The following is a 19,736-nucleotide window of genomic DNA, read 5'->3' as shown; positions in this document are numbered from 1 at the left end:
CGTGCGGAGGTTTTACACTGCACGGATGCTCAAGATCGACACCCACGCGCACATCCTGCCCCGCGACTGGCCGAACCTGGCAGCCAGGTACGGCGACGACCGCTTCCCGGTGATGACGCATACCGACGGGCGCCACCGCATCTACAAGGACAGCCGCTTCTTCCGCGAAGTGTGGGATTCGGCGTTCGACCCGCAGACGCGCATCGACGACTACGCCCGCTTCGGCGTCGACGTGCAGGTGATCTCCACCGTGCCGGTGCTGTTCTCGTACTGGGCACCCGGCCACCAGGCGCTGGAGCTGCATCGCCACCTGAACGAGCACATGGCCGGCATCTGCCGCGACCACCCGCGCCACTACGCCGGCATCGGCACGGTGCCGCTGCAGGCGCCGCAGCTGGCCGTGCGCGAGCTGGAGCGCTGCATCGACGAACTGGGCCTGCAGGGTGTGCAGATCGGCTCGCACTGCGGCGACTGGAACCTGGATGCGCCGGAGCTGTTCCCGTTCTTCGAGGCCGCCGCCGACCTCGGCGCCGCGGTGCTGGTGCACCCGTGGGACATGATGGGCATGGCCAGCATGCCGAAATACTGGATGCCGTGGCTGGTCGGCATGCCGGCCGAACAGTCGCGCGCCGCCTGCTGCCTGGTCTTCGGCGGCGTGCTGGAGCGGCTGCCGAAGCTGCGCGTGATGCTGGCCCACGGCGGTGGCAGCTTCCCGTACACCATCGGCCGCATCGAGCACGGCTTCCGCATGCGCCCGGACCTGGTCGCCACCGACAACCCGCGCAACCCGCGCGAGTACCTCAAGCGTTTCTACTTCGACTCCTGCGTGCACGACGACCAGGCGCTGCGCTATCTGCTGGATGTGACGGGCGCCCGCCAGGTGATGCTCGGCACCGACTATCCTTTCCCGCTGGGGGAGCAGGCACCCGGCAGCGGCATCGAGGCACTGGGCCTGGACGAGGCCGACCGCGCGAGGCTGTTCCACGGCACCGCGCTGGAATGGCTGGGCCTGCCCCGCCACCGCTTCGTCCCCGACCCCATCCCGAAGGAACCCGCATGAGCCTTCTGCGCAGCACCACCCTCGCGATCGCCTTCGCCACCGTCCTGCTGGCCGGTGGCGCGCGTGCCGCCGACGTCAGCATGGCCGACGGCAGCGTCCACTTCAGCACGCCGGACAACTGGCTCGGCATCATGGAAACCCAGGGCGACCCCGAAGCCCGTGTGTTCCAGGTACCCGACCCCTCGCCCACCGGCAAGAACAGCCTCGCCCGCGTCACCGTCACGGTGAAGCAGGTGGCCGACGTCAACGGCTTCAACCAGTACCGCAGCGAAGCCACCGCGAAGGCCATGGCGCTGCCCGGCTACAAGGCCGCCGCGGTGCCGCCCGGCCCGAACAGCAACGTCTACTCCGCACAGGAAAACGGCACGGCCTTCAGCTACACCGAGCACTACTGGTTCAAGAGCGGCCACGCGATCCAGCTGCGCTGCGTGCGTCCCAGCCAGACCCAGGCCGGCGCCGACTGGAAGGCCGCCTTCGACAAGGGCTGCGACGCGATCGCCGCGCAACTGAAGTGAGTCCGTGCCGATCCCGCCCCTGCTTCGCAGGGGAGGGATCAACACTCCGAAGAGATACCCGATGCCCGCAAGCTTCGAAGCCACCCTCGACTGGGCCAACGCCCGGGACGCCGCCGATCCGTTGCGCGCGTTCCGCGACGAGTTCCTGATCCCGCCGCACGAAGGCCGCGACAGCCGGCTCTCTGACAGCACGTACTTCTGCGGCAACTCGCTGGGCCTGCAGCCGCGCGCGGTGCGCGAGGCGGTCAACGCGGAACTGGATTACTGGGGCGAGCTGGGCGTGGAAGGCCACTTCAAGGGCCGCCTGCCATGGATGGACTACCACGAGTTCGTGCGCGACGACCTCGCCGCCGTGGTCGGCGCGCAGCCGTCCGAAGTGGTGGCGATGAACACGCTGGGCGTGAACCTGCACCTGATGATGGTGAGCTTTTACCGCCCCACCGCCGCACGCCCGGCGATCCTGATCGAAGCCGGTGCCTTCCCCACCGACCGCTACGCGGTGGAATCGCAGATCCGCTTCCACGGCTTCGACCCGGCCGATGCGCTGATCGAACTGGAAGCGGATGAGCCGAACGGGATCACCTCGATGTCGGCGATCGAACGCGCGCTGGCCGAGCACGGCTCGCGCATCGCGCTGGTGCTGCTGCCCGGCGTGCAGTACCGCACCGGCCAGGCGTTCGACCTGAAGGCGATCACCGAGCTCGGCCACCGGCATGGCTGCACGGTCGGCTTCGACCTCGCCCACGCGGTCGGCAACCTGCCGCTGCAACTGCACGACAGCGACGCCGACTTCGCCATCTGGTGCAGCTACAAGTATCTCAACAGCGGCCCCGGTGCCGTCGGCGGCGCGTTCGTGCACGAGCGTCACGCGAAAGCCATGCTGCCGCGCTTCGCCGGCTGGTGGGGCCACGACAAGACCACCCGCTTCCAGATGGGCCCGGAGTTCGTGCCCACCCCCGGCGCGGATGGCTGGCAGTTGTCCAACCCGCCGATCCTCGCGCTGGCCCCGCTGCGCGTGTCGCTGGAAATCTTCCGCCGCGCCGGCATCGATCGCCTGCGCGAAAAATCGCTGCAGCTCACCGGCTATCTGGAATGGCTGGTGCAGACGCAGTGGGCCGACGTGCTGCAGGTGGTGACCCCCACCGAACCCGAACGCCGCGGCGCCCAACTGTCGATCCGCGTGACCGGCGGCCGCGAGCGCGGCCGCGCATTGTTCGAATACCTGATGGCAAACGGCGTCATCGGCGACTGGCGCGAACCCGACGTCATCCGCATTTCGCCCGCGCCGCTGTACAACCGGTTTGCGGATTGTTTGGCGTTTGCGGAGGCGGTGCGGGGGTGGAGCCGCAGCATCTGAATCGGCTGCGGCTCGGAACATGCCATCGCCACCAGCTTACCGCCCGGCGAACACGACCGCCGGCTGCAACTTCACCACCGGACGCACGCTGATCAAGGCCGCCGCCACGCTCACCAGGACGACACCCAGCAGGCCTGCCAGCGGGGTGAACCACAGCATGCGGAACGGGAACCCCAACCGGACGACGACCTCGCCGGCAATGCCGCACAATCCCAGGCCCATGCCGGTCCCCAGCAAGGCACACGCCGCGGCCTGCGCCAGCACCATCGCGATCAGCGTTGCGGACGGCGTCCCCAGCGCCTTGAGCACGGCGTACTGGCTCTGGTGCTCGTAGGTGAACATGTAGAGCATGACACCGGTGACGCCGAACCCCATGGTCATCGCCAGCGTCAGCATCGCCGCGATGTCGCCGACATCCTCGGAGTTGACCAGGAACCAGCGGACCGTATCGGACTTGAAGTCGGCCGTCGCGCGCGCGCGCAGGCCGGTGCGCTGCTCGATGCGCCTTGCCAGCTCCCGCGGCGAGACACCTGCCGCAGCCCGCACCATCACGAAGGTCAGCGTATGCGGTTCCACCGGCAGGATGCGCAGCGCGTTGGACAGCGTGGTGTAGAGCAGTGGCCGTGGCGGATAGCGCGGCAAGGCCGAGGATTGGCCCAGCACGCGCACCAGATGCTCGTTGACCAGCAGTTCGTCGCCGCCGCGCAGCTCGCGCGTCGGCGCATCCAGGTGCGCGCCGTCATGCGGCCACTGGTCCCGCGCCAGCGCCGGGGTCGCCAGCTTGCCGGTCGTACCGCCCGCGTCGACGATCACCGCATCGCGTGCGCGCAGCTCCTCCAGATTCCGCCCGGGCACCATCGGCGCGCCGGCCAGCGACGCATCGTCCACGCCGATCACCTGGAAGGTCTGGAACTGCCCGCTCGGGAAGCGCACGTCCGCGGTGCCCAGCGCCAGTGGCACCGCGCGGCTGACGCCCCGGACGCTGCGCACCCGGTCCAGCGCGGATGCCGGCATGTTGATGGTCTGCTCCACCGACTCGACCGCCGGGTCCATCACCCACACGTCGGTGGCGCCGTTTTCGGCGATCAGCGCGAAACCATCGGTCATGAAGCCGCAGAAATACGAGGCGGCGAAGGTGACCAGGAAGGAGGTGAACGCGATCCCGAACAGCAGCCCCACGAACTTCGCGCGATCCGCTGCCAGCATCTTCAGCGCGATGCGGAACATCAGCGCTGTCCGGCCGCCGGTTTTCCCGGCGCGGCCGGTACCTCGATGAAGGCATCCATCTGCTGTCCGAGGTACACCGGCAGTGTGCCGCGCTCGAAGCTATAGATCACCTGCAGCACGCGGACGTCCGTGCGCTCCGTACTCAGCCCCGTCAGCGAGGTCTTGGGGGTGACGTACGGCTCGATGTATTCGAAGCGCAGCGGAATGGACAGCTGGGGATTGCCGCGCACGAACGCGCGCGCCCGCGTATGCGGACGAACGCGCCAGGCATCGTTCTCGTCGATGTCCACGCGCAGATACATGCGCCTGTCGTCGCCGATCAGCACCAGTGGCTTGGCCACCTCGCCCGCCGGCGCGAACTCGCCTACCCGCACGTTGACCTGCAGGATGCGTCCGGCGATGGGGGCATGGACTACTGCGCGCCCGATGTCGACCTCGATCTGCCGCTCGGTCGCCGAAGCCGTCTCCACCGCCGAAGCGGCCGCCTCCATGTCGTCCTTCGCATTGGTCAGCGCCTCGACGCTGAGGGCGGCTTTGTCGATGTGCTGCAGGCGCGTAAGGTAATCCAGCCGGTGCGCGGGCTTCGCCAGCGCCGCCTGGGCCAGCCGGACATTGGCCTTGGCGACGCCGAGTCGCGCCTGCAGGTCACGGTCATCGATGCTGAAGAGCGGGGCACCCGCTTTCACCTCGTCGCCCGGCCTCACGTCGATCGTGCTCACCACGCCGGGAACCGCGGTGCCGATCGAGACATTGCCCAGGCCGGTTTCGGTGATGCCGGTGCCGACGACGTAGTCGTCAAAGGGCACCTTCTCGACTGCTGGCGCCGCGGTCGTCACCTCGGCCGAATCGCCGGAGCGGAAGACCACCGCCACGGCGATGACCACCCCTGCCAGCGCCAGGCCAGCCAGCAGGTATAACCGCTTCTCGAACGGCGTCATCACGATGGCGCCCCCTGCCGCCCAACCTCGACGATCCGCCCGTCCTCCATGCGTGCGATGCGGTCGGCGTAACTGAAGATCCGGTTGTCGTGCGTGACCACGATGAGCGTCCGACCGGACGCACGAGCCACGCCGCGCAGAATGTCCATCATCTCGTGTCCCGTCTTCGCATCGAGGTTGCTGGTCGGCTCGTCGCACACCACCAGCTTCGGATCGTGCACCAGGGCACGCCCGATGGCGACGCGCTGCTGCTGTCCGCCGCTGAGCTTGCGCGGCAGCGCGTCGGCCCGTGCTCCCAATCCGACCTCTTCGAGCACGGACCTGGCACGCTTCTCGGCTACCTCACGCGCCACGCCCGACACCAGCAGGGGTACCGACACGTTCTCCGCCGCGGTGAGCGCAGGCAGCAGGTTGAAGGCCTGGAAGACGAAACCGACGGCCCCGCCGCGAAAGCGCGTTCGCTCGCTCTCCGTCATGCGGCCGATATCGCGGCCCAGCACTTCGCAGGTGCCCTCATCCTGGTCGAGGATCGCCGTGATGATCGAGATCAGGGTGGTCTTGCCGCATCCCGACGGCCCCACCAACATCAGCAATTCCCCGATGCGCACATCGAGGTCGACGCCGCGCAACGCATCCACGCGCTCGTTGCCCGAACCATAGTGTTTGGTCAGGCCGCGGCAGCGCACGGCGGGTTCCTGGTCTGCACGTGTCATCGACGACTGCTGCCTTCAGGAGTATCAGGGTCGGATTGTAGCCCGCGCTCACGAATGCAAAGACATGGGCATTGCGCAAGAAATCGCGCACGCACCGGCGACACGATAGCGACTCGAGCCAGCACCGATGCCGGCGCGGGGTACCTGGAAATCTTGAACGGGCTCTCAGACCCGGCTTGGCGGATGCCTCACCTGCCCCACCCCGCGCACCACAAACCGCTCCACCGTAAGCGCCTCGGCGCCCATCGGGCCGTAGGCATGCAGTCTCGTGGTGGAGATGCCGATCTCGGCGCCGAGGCCGAGTTCGCCGCCGTCGCTGAAGCGCGAGGAGGCGTTGACCATCACCACGGCGGAGCGGATCGCCTGCACGAAGCGTCGCGCGGCGGCTTGGTCGGCGGTGGCGATGACTTCGGTGTGGTCGGAGCCGTAGCGGCGGATGTGGGCGATGGCGTCGTCGAGGTCGTCAACCACGCGCACGGCGAGGATCAGGTCGAGGAATTCGGCGGCGTAGTCATCTTCCGTGGCTGCGTGCATGTCGGGCACCAGGGCGCGGCTGCGTTCGTCGCCGCGCAGTTCGACGCCGCGCTCACGCAGTGCCTGCGTGGCGCGTGGCAGGAACGCATCGGCCACATCGCGATGCACCAGCAGCGTCTCCAGCGCGTTGCACACGCCGGGGCGCGAGGTCTTGCCGTCGATCAGCAGGTTCAACGCCAGCTCGAGGTCGGCGGCGCGGTCCACGTACAGGTGGCAGACGCCCTTGTAGTGCTTGATCACCGGCACGCGCGCGTGTTCGGCGACGAAGCGGATCAGGCCTTCGCCGCCGCGCGGGATGGCCAGGTCGACGATGTCGACGAGTTGCAGCAGCTCGACCATTGCCTCGCGGCTGAGATCCTGCAGCACCGTCACCGCCGCCTCGGGCACGCCGTGCGCGCGCAGCGCGGTGTGCAACGCCGCGGCGATGGCGAGGTTGGAGTGGATCGCCTCGGAGCCGCCGCGCAGGATCACCGCGTTGCCGGCCATCAGGCACAGCGCCGCGGCGTCGGCGGTGACGTTGGGGCGCGCCTCGTAGATCATCGCGATCACGCCGAGCGGGATGCGCACGCGCTCGACCGACAGGCCATTCGGCCGCGTCTCGCGGCGGGTCGTCACGCCGACCGGATCGGGCAGCTCGGCCACCTCGCGCAGCGCGCCGGCGATGCCGGCCACGCGCGCTTCGTCCAGCCGCAGCCGGTCGAGCATGGCGCCTTGCACGCCTTTCGCCGCGACCTGGCGCATGTCCTCGGCGTTGGCGGCCAGCACCGCGGCGGACTGCGCTTCCAGCGCCGCGGCCATGTCGCGCAGCAGCGCACGCTTCGCCTCGCTGCCCAGCGCCGCCACGACCCGGGCGGCGTCGCGGCAAGCCAGTGCCTGTTCGCGGATCGTGCTCATGCGTTGACCTCCTGCCCGGACGCGACCGGGCGGTTCATGCCGACGAGGTCGTCGCGGTGCACCACCTCGTCGCCGTAGCTGTAGCCGAGCACGTCGTCGATCTCGCGGCTGTGCCGGCCGGCCAGCCGGCGCACCTCGGCGGCACCGTACTGGCTGAGTCCGCGCGCGACCGCGGCACCGTCCGCGTCGACGATCTCGACCAGGTCGCCGCGGTGGAACTCGCCGTCGGCGCCGAGCACGCCGCCCGGCAGCAGCGAGACGCGCCCGCCGGCCAGCGCCTTCACCGCACCAGCGTCGATACGAATGCGGCCCGGCGCGGCGGGTGCGTGGCGCAGCCAGTATTTGCGCGCCTGCAATCGCGTGGAAGCCGCGGCGATCAGCGTACCGCGCAGTCGCCCGCGTTGCAGCGCCTGCACGGTGGCCGCCTCGCGCCCGCTGAACAAGGCCGTGGGGATGCCGGCGGCGGCAGCCTTCGCCGCCGCCTGCAGCTTGGTGCGCATGCCGCCGGTGCCGGCCGCGCTGCCGCTGTCGCCGGCCATGGCGACGATCTCCGGGGTCAGCGCGGCGACCTGCGCGATCGGCACGGCCGCGGGATCGCGCCGCGGGTCGGCGCTGTACAGCGCATCGACGTCGGAGGCGATCAGCAGCAGGTCGGCATCGACCAGCGCGGCCACGATGGCGGCGAGGTTGTCGTTGTCGCCGAGCTTCAGTTCGTCCACCGAGACGGTGTCGTTCTCGTTGACCACCGGCAGCACGCCGAGCTGCAGCAGCTCGCGCAAGGTGGCGCGCGCGTTGAGGTAGCGGCGGCGGTTGCGCAGGTCGTCGTGGGTCAGCAGCACCTGCGCCACCGGCCGCGCGGACAGCGACTGCCACAGCGCGATCATCGGCGCCTGGCCCAGCGCGGCCAGCGCCTGCCGCGCGGCGAGGCCGCTGCTGCCGCGCGCATGCTGGCGCAGCAGCGCGCGCCCGGCCGCCACCGCGCCGGAGGACACCAGCACCACCTCGCGGCCATCGGCGTGGCTGGCGGCGATGAAGGCGGCCAGCGCCTTGGCATGGCGCGGGGTGAGGCCGCCGCCATCGGCGGCGAGCAGGTTGCTGCCGACCTTGAGAACGGCACGGCGCCAGCTGGGCAACACCTGTTCGGGCAAAACGTCGCGCACTTTCTTCGTGTCGATCATCGCCATGCCCTGAGGCCTCTCAGCCGTCGAGTTCGCGCAGACGAACGCGCAATTCATCCAGTCGCAAGTCGTTGCCGGCGCCCGGCGAGACGCGCGCGGCGAGGCTGCCTTCGGGCGTGCGCCCCTGCCCCGCCGATGCCGCGGTTTCCGCCGCCGCGCGATACGCATCGCGGAACGGCACGCCGGCGGCCGCCTGTTCGATCGCCACGTCGGTGGCGTACATCGCCGGCTCGATCGCGGCGCGCATGGCGCCCGCGTTCCACTCAAGCCGTGCCAGCAGGTCGGGCACCAGCTCCAGTGCGCCCAGGCCGTGGCGCACGCCGTGGAACAGCGAACCCTTGGAGAACTGCAGGTCGCGCTGGTAGCCGGACGGCAGCGACAGCAGCTGCTCGATCTCGGTGCGCGCGGCCGCCACGCTGGCATAGCTGGCGCGCAGCAGTTCGATCACGTCGGGGTTGCGCTTGTTCGGCATGATCGAGCTGCCGGTGGTGTACTCGGCCGGCAGCCTGACGAAGTTGAATTCGGCGGTGGTGAACAGCGACAGGTCCCACGCCAGCCGGCGCAGGTCGAGCAGCGCGCCGCCGATCGCCTCCAGCACGGCCATCTCGAACTTGCCGCGCGACAGCTGGGCGTAGATCGGCGAGATCTGCATGCGCGCGAAGCCGAGCGCCCGGGTGGTGTGCTCGCGGTCGAGCTTCATGTTCACGCCGTAGCCGGCGGCGGTGCCGAGCGGATTCGCGTCGATCAGCGTCATCGTCTGGCGCGCGCGCAGCACGTTGTCGATGAAGCCCTCGGCGAAGCCGGCGAACCACATCGCGGTGGACGAGACCACCGCGCGCTGCAGGTGTGTGTAGCCGGGCATCGGCACGGCTTCTTGCGACGCGCGCTCAAGGCAGGCCTCGGCGATCGCGCGGCAATGCGCCTCCAGCGCGGCCAGCTTGTCCTTCAGCCACAGCCGGGTGGCGACCAGGATCTGGTCGTTGCGGCTGCGCCCGGTGTGCACGCGGCGGCCGGCGTCGCCAAGGCGTTCGGTGAGGCGGGCCTCGATCGCCGAATGGCCGTCCTCGTAGCGCTCGTCCAGCAAAAAGGCGCCGCTCGTGAAATCTTCGGCCAGCGCATCCAGCTCGCGCTTCAGCGCGGCGGCTTCGTCGGTGCTGACCACGCCGATGTTGGCCAGCCCTTCCACGTGCGCCTTGCTGGCGGTGATGTCGTGCAGGAAGAACTCGCGATCCAGCAGCACGTCGTCGCCGGCGAGGAACCGCATGATCTTCGCGTCGATCTGGATGCCGGCTTTTTGCCAGAGGGGTTGGGTCATGGTGGTGTCCTGAAATCGGCTAGAGCGGAATCGCGGTGTACTCGTCCACGCCGATCGCGCGGTTGATGTTCTGCATCGCCTGGGTGGCGGCGCCCTTCAGCAGGTTGTCCAGCGTGGCCACGATCACCACGCGCTTGCCGTCGGCCGATACGGCGAAGCCGCCGACCTCGGCATGGTGGCGGTGCGCGATGCGGCTGACCCACGGCGCCTCGTCGGTCACGATGGCCAGCTTCTCGCCGTCGTAGGCGGCATGAAAACGCTGCAGCACGTCCTCGCGTTTCAGCGGGCGGGTCAGATACAGGTTGGTGGTGACGGTGAGCCCGCGGAAGTGCGGCGCCACGTGCGGCATGAATTCCACCGGCACGCCGAGCCGGAACGAGGCTTCCTTCTCGTGCATGTGGCCGGTGAGCGCGTAGGGCATCAGGTTGTCGCGCAGCTTCTCCGGGTCGTTCTTGTCCGACGGCGTGGTGCCGGCGCCGGAATAACCGGAGACGCCGAAGCACACCGGCGGCGCAGCCAGCAGGTCCCTCAGCGGCGCGATCGACAGCTGCATCGCGGTGGCGTAACAGCCGGGGTTGCTGATGCGCTTCTCGCCCCGCCACTGCCCGCGGGTGAGTTCCGGCAGGCCGTAGTACCACGACGGGTCGAAGCGGTAGTCGGCGGAAAGGTCGAGGATCAACGTGTCCGGCTTCGCCGCGTCGATCGCCTCGACGAACGGCGCCGCCTTGCCGTTGGGCAGCGCCAGGATCACCACGTCGGCGCCCTGCGCCGCCACCGCGGCCGGGTCCAGGCTGGCATAGCGCAGTTCGTCGGCGAAACCGTCGACGTGATCGGCCACGCGTTGGCCGTCCAGTTCGCGCGAGGAAACGAAGGCCAGTTGCAGCACCGGATGCGCCGCGATCAGGCGGATCAGTTCCATGCCGGTATGGCCGCGCGCGCCGACGATGCCTACCGTTTTCCTGTTCGTGTGCATGGCTCAATCCACCAGTGTCGGCTGGCGTTGCGCGCAATGCGCCACGCAGCGGGAAATCGTGTCGAGCTCGTCGATGCCGTACCAGAACACCTTCCAGCGCGGCTGCTTGATGCAGCCGTCCGACTCGGCGTAGTAGAAGATGTTGACCGGGTTGCGGTGACGCGAGCGCCAGAACAGCTGCGGGTTTTCCTCGCGCATCACCTGCCACACTGCGCGGCCCAGGCCTTCGCCCTGCGCGTCGTCGAGCACGGCGAACTTGTCCAGGTACGGCAGGTCACCTTCCATGGTGAGGATCATCGCGGCGCGGTAGTTCTCGCTGACGTAGATGCGGAACGGTTTCGTGCGCTCGAAATAATCCGGCACCAGGGTGCGGCCGAAGCTGGATTCGATCAGCCCGCGCATGCGCGCGCGGTCCACGCCTTCCCAGGAATCGAAGCGCAGCACCTTCTCGCCACGCCGCACCAGGGTGCCCGAACCCTTGTGGGTGAACAGTTCCTTGGCCAGTTCGGACGGTCGGGTGATCGACACCGACGAGGTCAGCGGCAGGTCGGCCAGCAGGTCGGCGATCTGCTCGATCTTCAACCGCATGCCGCCATTGATCCACGGCTGCGCCATCAGCTGCTCGAACTCGGTACTGAGGTTGATCGAGTCGATCACCTTGCCCTCGCCGTCGAGCAGGCCGCCGGTGCCGGTGAGGAACACGATCTTGTACGGTTGCAGTGCGCGCACCAGTTCGTTGGCGGCGACATCGGCGTTGACGTTGAGGATCTGCCCCTCATCGGTCTCGCCCAGACTGGCGATCACCGGGATCGAATTCGCGTGCAGGCTGGCCTCGATCGGCGCCAGGTTGATGCTCTCCACCTTGCCGACCAGCCCCAGGGTCTCGCGGTCGAGGTAACTGGCCATGAACACGCCCGAGGGCACGGCGGTGGCGCGGGTGTCCATCGACTGCAGCGCCTCGACCAGCTTCAGGTTCTGCTGCATGAACACGCGCCGCACGATACCCAGCGCCTTCGGCGAGGTCACGCGCAGGCCACCCACGGTCTGCTTCACGATGCCGGCGGCAGCCAGCTCCTCGTCGAGTTGCGGGCCGGCGCCGTGCAGCACGATCGGGGTCAACCCCACCTGCTGCAGGAAGGTCAGCGACGAGGCCAGATCGGCCAGCTCGTCGCGCAGCACGGCACCGCCGACCTTGACCACGGCGAAGCGCTTGGCGTCCAGCTCGGAGAAGCGCTTCAGGTACTGCTGGATTTCCTTCGCGCTGCCCATGCTGGAGAGCAGGCGCACGATGGTCTTGCGGGTGTTGTGCTTAGCCGTGTCCATTGTGTTTTCCAGTGCGTTCATCCGTGAACGCCAGAGTCAAAAACCGGCCGTCCCTGGCCGGACTTTTCAATGATTCGATAAACCGTTTGCGCATAGCGTTCGAGCTGGTCCAGCGCGACCCACTCGTCGGCGCTGTGCGCCTGCGCGATGTCGCCGGGGCCGTAGACGAAGGCGGTGCAGCCAGCGGCAGAGAACAGCGCGGCTTCGGTCCAGAAGTCCACCGCGTTGCCGACCGGGATGCCCAGCTCGTCGGCGAGGTCGCGCGCGACCAGCCGGTTCGCCTCGGCGCTGGCGGTATCGCCGGCCGGCAGCGAGGCGCCACGAAAAGTCTCGACGAACTCCACCGGCTGCGGTTCCACCAGATTGCGCAAACGGATCAGCAGGTGATCCGGATTCATCGTGGGCAAGGCGCGAAAGCCGAAGCGCACTTCCGCCGTCGGCGCGATCATGTTCGCCTTGATGCCGCCCTCGATGCGGCCGATGTTGAAACGCAGGCCGGTGAGCCCGCCGAAACGTTCGTGCGACTGTGCCGCGACGAAATCCAGCGCGGCGCTGCCCCAACGCACGGCCTGGTGCAGCGCGCTGTCGCCGGGCTGCTGCTCGCCCGACGCATGCCCGGCTAGCCCGGCAAAGCGCATCAGCACCGACTGGATGCCGCGATGCGCCAGCACCGCCTCGCCCTTCGTGGGCTCGGCCACGATCACCGCGTCGTAGGCATGCGGTTCGCGCAGGAAGCCGGCGATGCAGCGCGCATCGTTGGCCTCCTCGTCGGTCGTGAACAGCAGCGCCAGATCGCCGTCGCTGGCCTTCGCCACCGCCAGCAACGCCGCCGCCGCCCCCTTGATGTCGCACGCACCCAGGCCGATCGCGCGATCGGCAGTGACCCGCAGCGTGTGCGGGTCGGCGGTCCAGGCCGGCGAGTCCGGCACGGTGTCCAAGTGCACGTTGAACAGGACCTTCGGCTGGCCGCGCACCGCGTGCAGGGCTACCGCGCCGGCGCCGAAGTCGGTCACCGTCACCTCGAAGCCGGGCAGTTGCGCGCGCAGGTAGTCGAAGATGCCACCGGTGTCGATCGTGCGCGGCGGATTGCGCGTGTCGAAGCCGACCAGCGCCGCCAGATGTTTCAACGTGGCATCGAGCAGTGCGCTCATCCGCGATTGACCTCGGCCCACAGCGTGCTGCTCATGCCGAACAGTTTGATGAAGCCCTCGGCTTCTTCCACGCCCCAGTCGGCCGACTGCGCGTAGGTGGCGCCCTTGGCATTGAGGATGTGCTTCGACTCCACCGCCACCGCGCCGACACTGCCGCCGTTCGTTTCCAGCGTCACCGTGCCGTTGACGGTGGACTGGCTGGACGCCAGGAACGCCTCCAGATCGGTCTTCAGCGGATCGTGGAAGAAGCCCTCGTAGACCAGCTCCACCCACTTGCGCGCGACATCCGGCTTGAAGCGGTTCTGCTGCTTGCTGAGCACCGCTTCTTCCAGCGCGCGGTGCGCGGCGAGCAGCGCGGTCAGACCCGGCGCCTCGAAGATGATGCGGCCCTTGAGGCCGATGGTGGTGTCGCCGGTGTAGAGGCCGCGACCCACGCCGTATTGCGCGAACAGGCCGTTGAGCTTCGCCAGCATGGTGTGCCCGGCCATCGCCTCGCCGTCCAGCGTCACCGCCTCGCCGTTGATGAAGCCGATCTTCACCCGCAGCGGTTTGGACGGCCATTCGGCGCGCGGCTTGCACCAGCCCACCGCGCCGGCGCCGGGCACCTGCCACTGGTCGATCTCGCCGCCGGACATGGTCAGGCCGAGCAGGTTCTCGTTGATGGTGTACGCCTGCTGCTTGGCGCGCACGCCGAAGCCTCGCTCTTCCAGGAACTTCTGTTCGTAGGCGCGCGTCTGCGTGTGTTCCTTCTGGATCTCGCGGATCGGCGCCACGATCTGGTAGTCGCCCAGCGCCTTCACCGCCAGGTCGAAGCGCACCTGGTCGTTGCCCATGCCGGTGCAGCCATGCGCGATCGCCTTCGTGCCGAGTTCGGCGGCGCGCTTCAGCGCGGCTTCGACGATCAGGTAGCGGTCGGACACCAGCAGCGGGTACTGGCCCTGGTAGCCCTCGCCCGCCCACACGAACGGCTTGACGAAGTCCGCCCAGATCGCCGGACCGCCATCCACGGTGACGTGGCTGGCCACGCCCAGCTCCTGCGCGCGCCCTTCGATGAAGGCGCGCTCCGCGGCATCCACGCCACCGGTATCGGCAAACACGGTATGCACGGCCCAGCCGCGCTCCTGCAGATAGGGCACGCAGAAACTGGTGTCGAGGCCGCCGGAAAAGGCGAGGACGATGTCTTTGCTCATGGCTTGCAGATCCTGGAAAGAAGGGTGGTCAGGCGGATTCGACGACGACGCGCGGCTCGCAGCGCACCGGGAAATTCACGGAATTGGCGATGAAGCAGGCGTGATGCGCCGCCTCGTGCGCGGCCTCGGCCTTGGCCGGGTCGCTGGCGGCACTGATGGTCACCGTGGGGCGCAGCACCACTTCGACGAAGCGGCCGCCATCGCCTTCGGTGACCATCGTGCCTTCGGCAGCATCGCTATACGCCGTCACCACCACGCCGGCCACGGTGGCCATGTGCAGGTAGGACAGCATGTGGCAGGTCGACAGCGCGGCCACCAGCATGTCCTCGGGATTGTGCTTCGCGGCATCGCCGCGGAAGGTGGGGTCGGAGGAACCGGCGATCGCCGGCTTGCCGTCGATGCGGATCACGTGGTCGCGGCTGTAGTTGCGGTAGCTGTCCGTGCCGCTGCCGAGGTTGCCGGTCCATTCCACGGCGACGCGATAGTGATGCTGATGGTTCACGGTTTCGATTCCTCTTGTTGAGTCATCCATGCGGCCAGCTCCGCGTCGCCACCGCCGCTGCGCTCGCGCAGCCCGGCGATCACGCCCGCGCGGTTGCGCGCTGGATGGTTTTGGCTCAGCTTGAACTTGCCTTCGATCCGCTCGACCACGACCTCCAGCCCGACAATCGCGCGCAGCGACTTCTCGATGTGGTCGTCTGGTGCATCCGTGATCTTCCACGGCTGCGGCTGGCCGGCCTCATGGTGATCGGTCAAGGTTTCCAGCAGGCGACGCAGCCAGGCCGCGTCATCGATCACGCGCAGGCGGCCATGCACGTGCACCACCGCGTAGTTCCAGGTCGGCACGTCGCGCCCGGTCTCGTGTTTGCTCGGGTACCAGTTCGGGCTGATGTAGCCGTCCGGCCCCTGGAACACCAGCAGCACTTCGGCGCCGTCCAGTCGCGCCAGTTCGTTGCCGCGGGCGACATGGCCGTGCAGCACCTCGCCGACCCGTTCGAACGGCAGGTGATTGGCCGTCAATCCGTCGGCCGCACGGGTCACCAGCGTGGCGAACGGATACGCGCGGATCAGTCCGTGCAGGGCTTCGACGCGGCTTTCCACGAAATGCTTCGGCGTGTACATGACGGCTCAGCCCTGCCCGATCAGCGAAGCCATCACCGCCTTCTGCACGTGCAGGCGGTTCTCGGCCTCGTCGATGGCGATGCAGGCGGGCGAATCCATCACCGCGTCGGTGGCCTTGATGTTCCGGCGCAGCGGCAGGCAGTGGCTGAACAGGCCGTGGTTGGTCAGCGCCATCTTCGCCTCGTCGACGATGAAGTGCCTGCTCGCCTCGCGAACCGGCTTTTCCTGCTCCCAGCGGCCGAAGAACGGCAGCGCGCCCCAGCTCTTGGCATAGACCACGTCGGCGCCGGCGTAGGCCTCCTCGATGTCGTGGCTGACCTTCAGCGAACCGCCGTTCTGCTCGACGTTCAGACGGCCAAACGCCATGTAACGTTCGTCCAGCACGTAATCGGGCGTGGGGCACAGCAAGGTCACGTCCATGCCCAGCTTGGTCGCGATCAGCAGCGCGGAATTCGCCACCGCGGTATTCAGCGGCTTCGGGTGATAGGTCCAGGTCAGCACGTACTTTCTGTTCTGCAGGTCGCCCAGGTGCTCCTTCAGCGCCAGCGCGTGGGCCAGCTCCTGGCAGGGGTGGGTGATCGTCTCCATGTTGATCACCGGCACCGTGGCGTACTGCGCGAACGCCTTGATCACCTTGTCCTGCCGGTCCACCGCCCAGTCCTGGAACTTCGGAAACGCGCGCACCGCGATCAGGTCGACGTAACGCGACAACACCCGCGCCACCTCGGCGATGTGCTCCTCGGTATCGCCGTCCATCACGCTGCCCACCTCGAACTCGATCGGCCACGCGTCCTTGCCCGGCGCCAGCACGATCGCGTGGCCACCCAGTTGGAACGCACCCAGCTCGAAGCTGGTGCGCGTGCGCATCGAGGGGTTGAAGAACAGCAGCGCGATGGATTTGCCGGCCAGCTGCTGCCCGCGCGGCGAGCACTTGAACACGGCGGCCTGCTCCAGCAGCGCATCGATCTCGGCGCGGCTGTAATCCTGGGTAGTCAAGAAATGCCGAATGGTCATGAAGTCGATGCCTTGTTGAAGAGTCCGGCCATGGATGGCCGGGGTGTTGCGAATGGATTCGCGCCAGATTGTGTGGCCCGACCATGGACGGCCGGGGTGTTGCGGATGGATCCGCGCCAGATTGTGTGGTCCGACCATGGACGGCCGGGGTATTGCGAATGGATTCGCGCCAGATTGTGTGGTCCGACCATGGACGGCCGGGGTGTTGCGAATGGATTCGCGCCAGATTGTGTGGTCCGGCCATGGATGGCCGGGGTGTTGCGGATGGATCCGCGTGAAATAAACCAACAAAAAACCCGGCGCGATGGCCGGGTTTTGTCGTCGATGCACATGAAACGCGTGCGACTGCCTACCCGGCCGAATGTCCATCCAGCGGTCGGCGCGCACGCGACGTCATGCCAGCAGCCGCGCGGGCGCTGGTCAGTACGGTGGCGGTATAGACGGCTGTGGACATGCGGGGTTCCAAGTAACGAGTGCGCATGATGGCGGCAATTTCGCTGCCGTGCAACAAAAAAATCGGGTCCCGGAAAAAGATCGCCGCCAACGGGTGGCGGCGACGGTCAGGCGGGCGAATCAGTCGGCGGGGTCGACCCGCACACGCACGCGCAGGCGCTCGCCCGGGTCGTAGTTCAGGCGCGACGTATAGATCTCGCCGCGATAGCGGTATTCCACGTCGTAGCCGATGATCCGGCGCTGCTCGCTGATCGAGCTGACCTCGCGGCACTGGGTCTGGGTGGACTCGTATTCACTGCCGCGGCTGGATGCCCGGTTGCCGATGGCGCCGCCGGCAACGGCACCGGCGACGGTGGCGGCCTTGCGTCCATCGCCCTTGCCCACGGTGTTGCCCAGCACGCCGCCGATCACGGCGCCCAGCACCGTGCCGGCCGTGCTGTTGCCGCCCTCGCGGCGCACCACCGGCTGCTCGTAGCACTCCTGCCGCGGCACTTCGGTGCGGGTGACGCCCTGCACCGGGTCGGCCCGCAGCACGTCGGCCCAGCCGTAGTGAGTATTGTCATCGGCATTGGCGTAACGCCCATCCTGAGCGTGGACGCTTGTGGCCATCACGGCGAGTACCAGTGCACAAAGCCATGGCTTGGTCATGGCAGCCTCCCAATTGCAGAACGGCGGGCGCGCTTGCGCGCGTACTGGCAGCATTCCAGCAAATTGACACTGAATACACGCTTAGAACCCCTCCCGGCGGGACCTTGCGCGACTCGGTCGCTTACACCTTGTTAAGATGCCGCGCTGGCTGCGCCCTGCCGTGCGCCGCCCCACGCTGCGGACCCCACCGATGCCGATTTCGCTCTACAACAGCCTCACCCGCCGCACCGAACCGTTCGCTCCGCTCGACCCCGAGCGCGTGACGATCTACCTGTGCGGCCCCACCGTCTACAACTACGTGCATATCGGCAATGCGCGCGGGCCGGTGGTGTTCGACGTGCTGGTGCGGCTGCTGCGCCGGCATTACCCGCAGGTGGCGTACGCGCGCAACATCACCGACGTCGACGACAAGATCAACACCGCTGCGCAGCAGCAGGGCGTGCCGATCGGCACGATCACCGAACGTTTCGCGCAGGCGTATCGCGAGGACATGGCCGTGCTCGGCGTGGCGCCGCCGGACATCGAGCCGCATGCCACCACCCACGTCGGCCCGATCATCGCGATGATCGAGAGCCTGCTCGACGGCGGCCATGCCTACGCCGCCGAAGGCCACGTGCTGTTCGACGTCGGCTCCTTCCCGGCCTATGGCGAGCTGTCCGGCCGCGACACCGACGAGCTGATCGCCGGCTCGCGCGTCGACGTGGCGCCCTACAAGCGCAGCCCCGGCGACTTCGTGCTGTGGAAACCGTCCACGCCGGAGCTGCCCGGCTGGGACAGCCCATGGGGCCGCGGCCGCCCCGGCTGGCACATCGAGTGCTCGGCGATGAGCGCAGCGCACCTGGGCGAGACCATCGACATCCACGCCGGCGGCATCGACCTGCTGTTCCCGCACCACGAGAACGAGATCGCCCAGTCCACCTGCGCGCACGGCGGCAGGATTTTCGCGCGCTGGTGGATGCACAACGGCATGCTCACCTTCGACGGCCGCAAGATGTCCAAGTCGCTGGGCAACGTGCTGCTGCTGCACGAGTTGCTCAAGCTGCACCCGCCCGAGGCGCTGCGCCTGCGCCTGCTGAGCGGCCACTACCGGCAGCCGCTGGACTGGTCCGAGGCGGCCATCGCCCAGGCGACCAGCACGCTGGACGGCTGGTATCGCGTGCTGCGCGACCTGGCCATGGTCGAACTGCCGCCCGGCGAACTGCCGGTGCCCGAGCGCATCGAAGCAGCCTTGTGCGACGACCTCAACACGCCGCAGGCGCTGGCCGAGCTGTCCGTACTGGCCGATGCCGCGCGCCAGTCCGGCAGCGCCGCGGCGAAAGCCGCGTTGCTCGGGGGCGGCGCCCTGCTCGGCCTGCTGCAGCAGGATGCGGAAGCCTGGTTCAGGCGTGGCGAGAGCACGGTCGACGCAGCGCACATCGAGGATCTGCTGCAACAGCGCCAGGCCGCCCGCGCCGCCCGCGATTTTGCGCGTGCCGACGCGATCCGCGACGAACTGGCGGCCATGCACATCGCGATCGAGGACAGCGCCCAGGGCACGCGCTGGAGCATCGCCAAGCCATGACGCACATGCAAGAGCGCACCCTGTACGCGATGCCTTCCATCACGTGACGAAGAACATCGCGCACAGGGTGCGCTTCTGCGCATTTCATTTCCCGCCCCGCTCCGCGCGATAATGGGCGCATGAACGCTACCGCCACCACCCGCGCCGAGCAGGCGCAGCAGGAGATCACCGAGGAATTCGCCTTCCTCGGCGACTGGACCGAACGCTACCAGTACCTGATCGATCTCGGCCGGCAGTTGCCGCCGTTCCCGGATGAGTACAAGACCGAGGCATACCGCGTGCACGGCTGCCAGTCGATGGTCTGGCTGGTACCCAGTGGCGATGCGTCATGCATGCATTTCGAAGCGGCCAGCGACTCGGCGATCGTGTCGGGCCTGATCGCGCTGGTGCTGCGCGTCTACTCCGACCGCCCGGCCGCGGAGATCCTCGCCACCGAGCCAGCCTTCATCGGCACGATCGGCCTGGCCAAGCACCTCTCGCCGACCCGCTCGAACGGTTTGGCCGCGATGCTGGCCAAATTGAAGGGCTACGCCGCCGCGGCGGGCGGCGGCTGATCGCACGAAGCGGAGA

19 protein-coding genes are annotated in these 19,736 nt (G+C 68.2%); 5 read left to right on the top strand and 14 right to left on the bottom strand.

From position 1 onward, the window contains the following. Positions 1–25 precede the first annotated feature (25 nt). The 3 genes from R2APBS1_RS05970 to kynU all read left to right on the top strand — a co-directional run bounded on the left by R2APBS1_RS05970 (position 26) and on the right by kynU (position 2,932). Positions 26–1,060 carry an amidohydrolase family protein gene (locus R2APBS1_RS05970; protein WP_007510589.1) on the top strand — a complete coding sequence of 345 codons (1,035 nt, stop codon included), beginning with the start codon at positions 26–28 and terminating at the stop codon, positions 1,058–1,060. After that, positions 1,057–1,575, top strand: a complete 519-nt coding sequence (locus tag R2APBS1_RS05965) for a hypothetical protein (protein WP_015447231.1) — start codon at positions 1,057–1,059, stop codon at positions 1,573–1,575. Before R2APBS1_RS05970 ends, R2APBS1_RS05965 begins: the two co-directional genes overlap by 4 nt. Before the next feature lie 61 nt (positions 1,576–1,636). Further along, positions 1,637–2,932, top strand: a complete 1,296-nt coding sequence (gene kynU / locus R2APBS1_RS05960) for a kynureninase (protein ID WP_015447230.1) — start codon at positions 1,637–1,639, stop codon at positions 2,930–2,932. A 36-nt stretch (positions 2,933–2,968) separates the two neighbouring features. Here the strand turns inward: kynU and R2APBS1_RS05955 are convergent, their stop codons facing one another. The 14 genes from R2APBS1_RS05955 to R2APBS1_RS05890 all read right to left on the bottom strand — a co-directional run bounded on the left by R2APBS1_RS05955 (position 2,969) and on the right by R2APBS1_RS05890 (position 17,605). After that, positions 2,969–4,159 carry an ABC transporter permease gene (locus R2APBS1_RS05955; protein ID WP_015447229.1) on the bottom strand — a complete coding sequence of 397 codons (1,191 nt, stop codon included), beginning with the start codon at positions 4,157–4,159 and terminating at the stop codon, positions 2,969–2,971. After that, complete coding sequence (locus tag R2APBS1_RS05950; RefSeq protein WP_007510581.1) at positions 4,159–5,097, bottom strand: efflux RND transporter periplasmic adaptor subunit; 939 nt, start codon at positions 5,095–5,097, stop codon at positions 4,159–4,161. The genes R2APBS1_RS05955 and R2APBS1_RS05950 overlap by 1 nt, the downstream gene beginning before the upstream one ends. After that, positions 5,097–5,810, bottom strand: coding sequence for an ABC transporter ATP-binding protein (locus R2APBS1_RS05945; RefSeq protein WP_015447228.1), 714 nt, complete (start codon positions 5,808–5,810; stop codon positions 5,097–5,099). The genes R2APBS1_RS05950 and R2APBS1_RS05945 overlap by 1 nt, the downstream gene beginning before the upstream one ends. Positions 5,811–5,975: 165 nt before the next feature. Beyond that, complete coding sequence (locus R2APBS1_RS05940) at positions 5,976–7,238, bottom strand: glutamate-5-semialdehyde dehydrogenase (protein WP_015447227.1); 1,263 nt, start codon at positions 7,236–7,238, stop codon at positions 5,976–5,978. Then, entirely contained in the window at positions 7,235–8,422 is a 1,188-nt protein-coding gene (proB, locus tag R2APBS1_RS05935) for a glutamate 5-kinase (protein WP_015447226.1), read from the bottom strand. The genes R2APBS1_RS05940 and proB overlap by 4 nt, the downstream gene beginning before the upstream one ends. Positions 8,423–8,435: 13 nt before the next feature. Continuing rightward, positions 8,436–9,731: an argininosuccinate lyase gene (gene argH / locus R2APBS1_RS05930; protein WP_015447225.1), complete on the bottom strand. Its 1,296-nt coding sequence runs from the start codon at positions 9,729–9,731 to the stop codon at positions 8,436–8,438. A gap of 19 nt (positions 9,732–9,750) precedes the next feature. After that, positions 9,751–10,704, bottom strand: coding sequence for an N-acetyl-gamma-glutamyl-phosphate reductase (gene argC, locus R2APBS1_RS05925; RefSeq protein WP_015447224.1), 954 nt, complete (start codon positions 10,702–10,704; stop codon positions 9,751–9,753). Between the two features lie 3 nt (positions 10,705–10,707). Next, complete coding sequence (locus R2APBS1_RS05920; RefSeq protein ID WP_027484808.1) at positions 10,708–12,027, bottom strand: acetylglutamate kinase; 1,320 nt, start codon at positions 12,025–12,027, stop codon at positions 10,708–10,710. Positions 12,028–12,044: 17 nt separating this feature from the next. Beyond that, the gene (locus R2APBS1_RS05915; protein ID WP_015447222.1) at positions 12,045–13,178 is read right to left on the bottom strand and encodes an acetylornithine deacetylase; all 1,134 of its coding nucleotides are present in this window, start codon (positions 13,176–13,178) and stop codon (positions 12,045–12,047) included. Then, positions 13,175–14,368 (bottom strand): argininosuccinate synthase, encoded by a 1,194-nt coding sequence (locus R2APBS1_RS05910; protein WP_007510562.1) that lies wholly within the window; start codon positions 14,366–14,368, stop codon positions 13,175–13,177. The genes R2APBS1_RS05915 and R2APBS1_RS05910 overlap by 4 nt, the downstream gene beginning before the upstream one ends. Positions 14,369–14,396: 28 nt before the next feature. Next, positions 14,397–14,870: an OsmC family protein gene (locus R2APBS1_RS05905; RefSeq protein WP_007510560.1), complete on the bottom strand. Its 474-nt coding sequence runs from the start codon at positions 14,868–14,870 to the stop codon at positions 14,397–14,399. Further along, the gene (locus R2APBS1_RS05900) at positions 14,867–15,490 is read right to left on the bottom strand and encodes an FMN-binding negative transcriptional regulator (protein WP_015447220.1); all 624 of its coding nucleotides are present in this window, start codon (positions 15,488–15,490) and stop codon (positions 14,867–14,869) included. Before R2APBS1_RS05900 ends, R2APBS1_RS05905 begins: the two co-directional genes overlap by 4 nt. A gap of 6 nt (positions 15,491–15,496) precedes the next feature. Continuing rightward, a complete protein-coding gene (locus tag R2APBS1_RS05895) occupies positions 15,497–16,504 on the bottom strand; it encodes an N-acetylornithine carbamoyltransferase (protein ID WP_015447219.1) in 1,008 nt (335 codons plus the stop codon). A gap of 573 nt (positions 16,505–17,077) precedes the next feature. Further along, the gene (locus R2APBS1_RS05890) at positions 17,078–17,605 is read right to left on the bottom strand and encodes a glycine zipper 2TM domain-containing protein (RefSeq protein ID WP_007510554.1); all 528 of its coding nucleotides are present in this window, start codon (positions 17,603–17,605) and stop codon (positions 17,078–17,080) included. A 190-nt stretch (positions 17,606–17,795) separates the two neighbouring features. On the opposite strand from R2APBS1_RS05890, the gene cysS reads away from it, so the two are divergent. Beyond that, positions 17,796–19,166 carry a cysteine--tRNA ligase gene (cysS, locus tag R2APBS1_RS05885; protein WP_007510553.1) on the top strand — a complete coding sequence of 457 codons (1,371 nt, stop codon included), beginning with the start codon at positions 17,796–17,798 and terminating at the stop codon, positions 19,164–19,166. 119 nt (positions 19,167–19,285) lie between these two features. Next, complete coding sequence (locus R2APBS1_RS05880) at positions 19,286–19,720, top strand: SufE family protein (RefSeq protein WP_015447218.1); 435 nt, start codon at positions 19,286–19,288, stop codon at positions 19,718–19,720. The last annotated feature ends 16 nt before the right edge of the window (positions 19,721–19,736 follow it).

The organism is Rhodanobacter denitrificans (assembly GCF_000230695.2).
GTDB classification, from domain to species: domain Bacteria; phylum Pseudomonadota; class Gammaproteobacteria; order Xanthomonadales; family Rhodanobacteraceae; genus Rhodanobacter; species Rhodanobacter denitrificans.
The sequence above is the reverse complement of the archived record's forward strand: the minus strand, read 5'-3'. Positions and strand labels throughout refer to the sequence as shown.

Excerpts from the sequence above, each read along its gene's own strand:
- R2APBS1_RS05910 (WP_007510562.1), bottom strand. The coding sequence starts at position 14,368 with ATGAGCAAAGACATCGTCCTCGCCTTTTCCGGCGGCCTCGACACCAGT.
- proB (WP_015447226.1), bottom strand. The coding sequence starts at position 8,422 with ATGGCGATGATCGACACGAAGAAAGTGCGCGACGTTTTGCCCGAACAG.
- R2APBS1_RS05880 (WP_015447218.1), top strand. The coding sequence starts at position 19,286 with ATGAACGCTACCGCCACCACCCGCGCCGAGCAGGCGCAGCAGGAGATC.
- kynU (WP_015447230.1), top strand. The coding sequence starts at position 1,637 with ATGCCCGCAAGCTTCGAAGCCACCCTCGACTGGGCCAACGCCCGGGAC.
- R2APBS1_RS05900 (WP_015447220.1), bottom strand. The coding sequence starts at position 15,490 with ATGTACACGCCGAAGCATTTCGTGGAAAGCCGCGTCGAAGCCCTGCAC.
- argC (WP_015447224.1), bottom strand. The coding sequence starts at position 10,704 with ATGCACACGAACAGGAAAACGGTAGGCATCGTCGGCGCGCGCGGCCAT.
- argH (WP_015447225.1), bottom strand. The coding sequence starts at position 9,731 with ATGACCCAACCCCTCTGGCAAAAAGCCGGCATCCAGATCGACGCGAAG.
- cysS (WP_007510553.1), top strand. The coding sequence starts at position 17,796 with ATGCCGATTTCGCTCTACAACAGCCTCACCCGCCGCACCGAACCGTTC.
- R2APBS1_RS05920 (WP_027484808.1), bottom strand. The coding sequence starts at position 12,027 with ATGGACACGGCTAAGCACAACACCCGCAAGACCATCGTGCGCCTGCTC.
- R2APBS1_RS05940 (WP_015447227.1), bottom strand. The coding sequence starts at position 7,238 with ATGAGCACGATCCGCGAACAGGCACTGGCTTGCCGCGACGCCGCCCGG.
- R2APBS1_RS05945 (WP_015447228.1), bottom strand. The coding sequence starts at position 5,810 with ATGACACGTGCAGACCAGGAACCCGCCGTGCGCTGCCGCGGCCTGACC.
- R2APBS1_RS05950 (WP_007510581.1), bottom strand. The coding sequence starts at position 5,097 with ATGACGCCGTTCGAGAAGCGGTTATACCTGCTGGCTGGCCTGGCGCTG.
- R2APBS1_RS05965 (WP_015447231.1), top strand. The coding sequence starts at position 1,057 with ATGAGCCTTCTGCGCAGCACCACCCTCGCGATCGCCTTCGCCACCGTC.
- R2APBS1_RS05915 (WP_015447222.1), bottom strand. The coding sequence starts at position 13,178 with ATGAGCGCACTGCTCGATGCCACGTTGAAACATCTGGCGGCGCTGGTC.
- R2APBS1_RS05895 (WP_015447219.1), bottom strand. The coding sequence starts at position 16,504 with ATGACCATTCGGCATTTCTTGACTACCCAGGATTACAGCCGCGCCGAG.
- R2APBS1_RS05890 (WP_007510554.1), bottom strand. The coding sequence starts at position 17,605 with ATGACCAAGCCATGGCTTTGTGCACTGGTACTCGCCGTGATGGCCACA.
- R2APBS1_RS05970 (WP_007510589.1), top strand. The coding sequence starts at position 26 with ATGCTCAAGATCGACACCCACGCGCACATCCTGCCCCGCGACTGGCCG.
- R2APBS1_RS05955 (WP_015447229.1), bottom strand. The coding sequence starts at position 4,159 with ATGTTCCGCATCGCGCTGAAGATGCTGGCAGCGGATCGCGCGAAGTTC.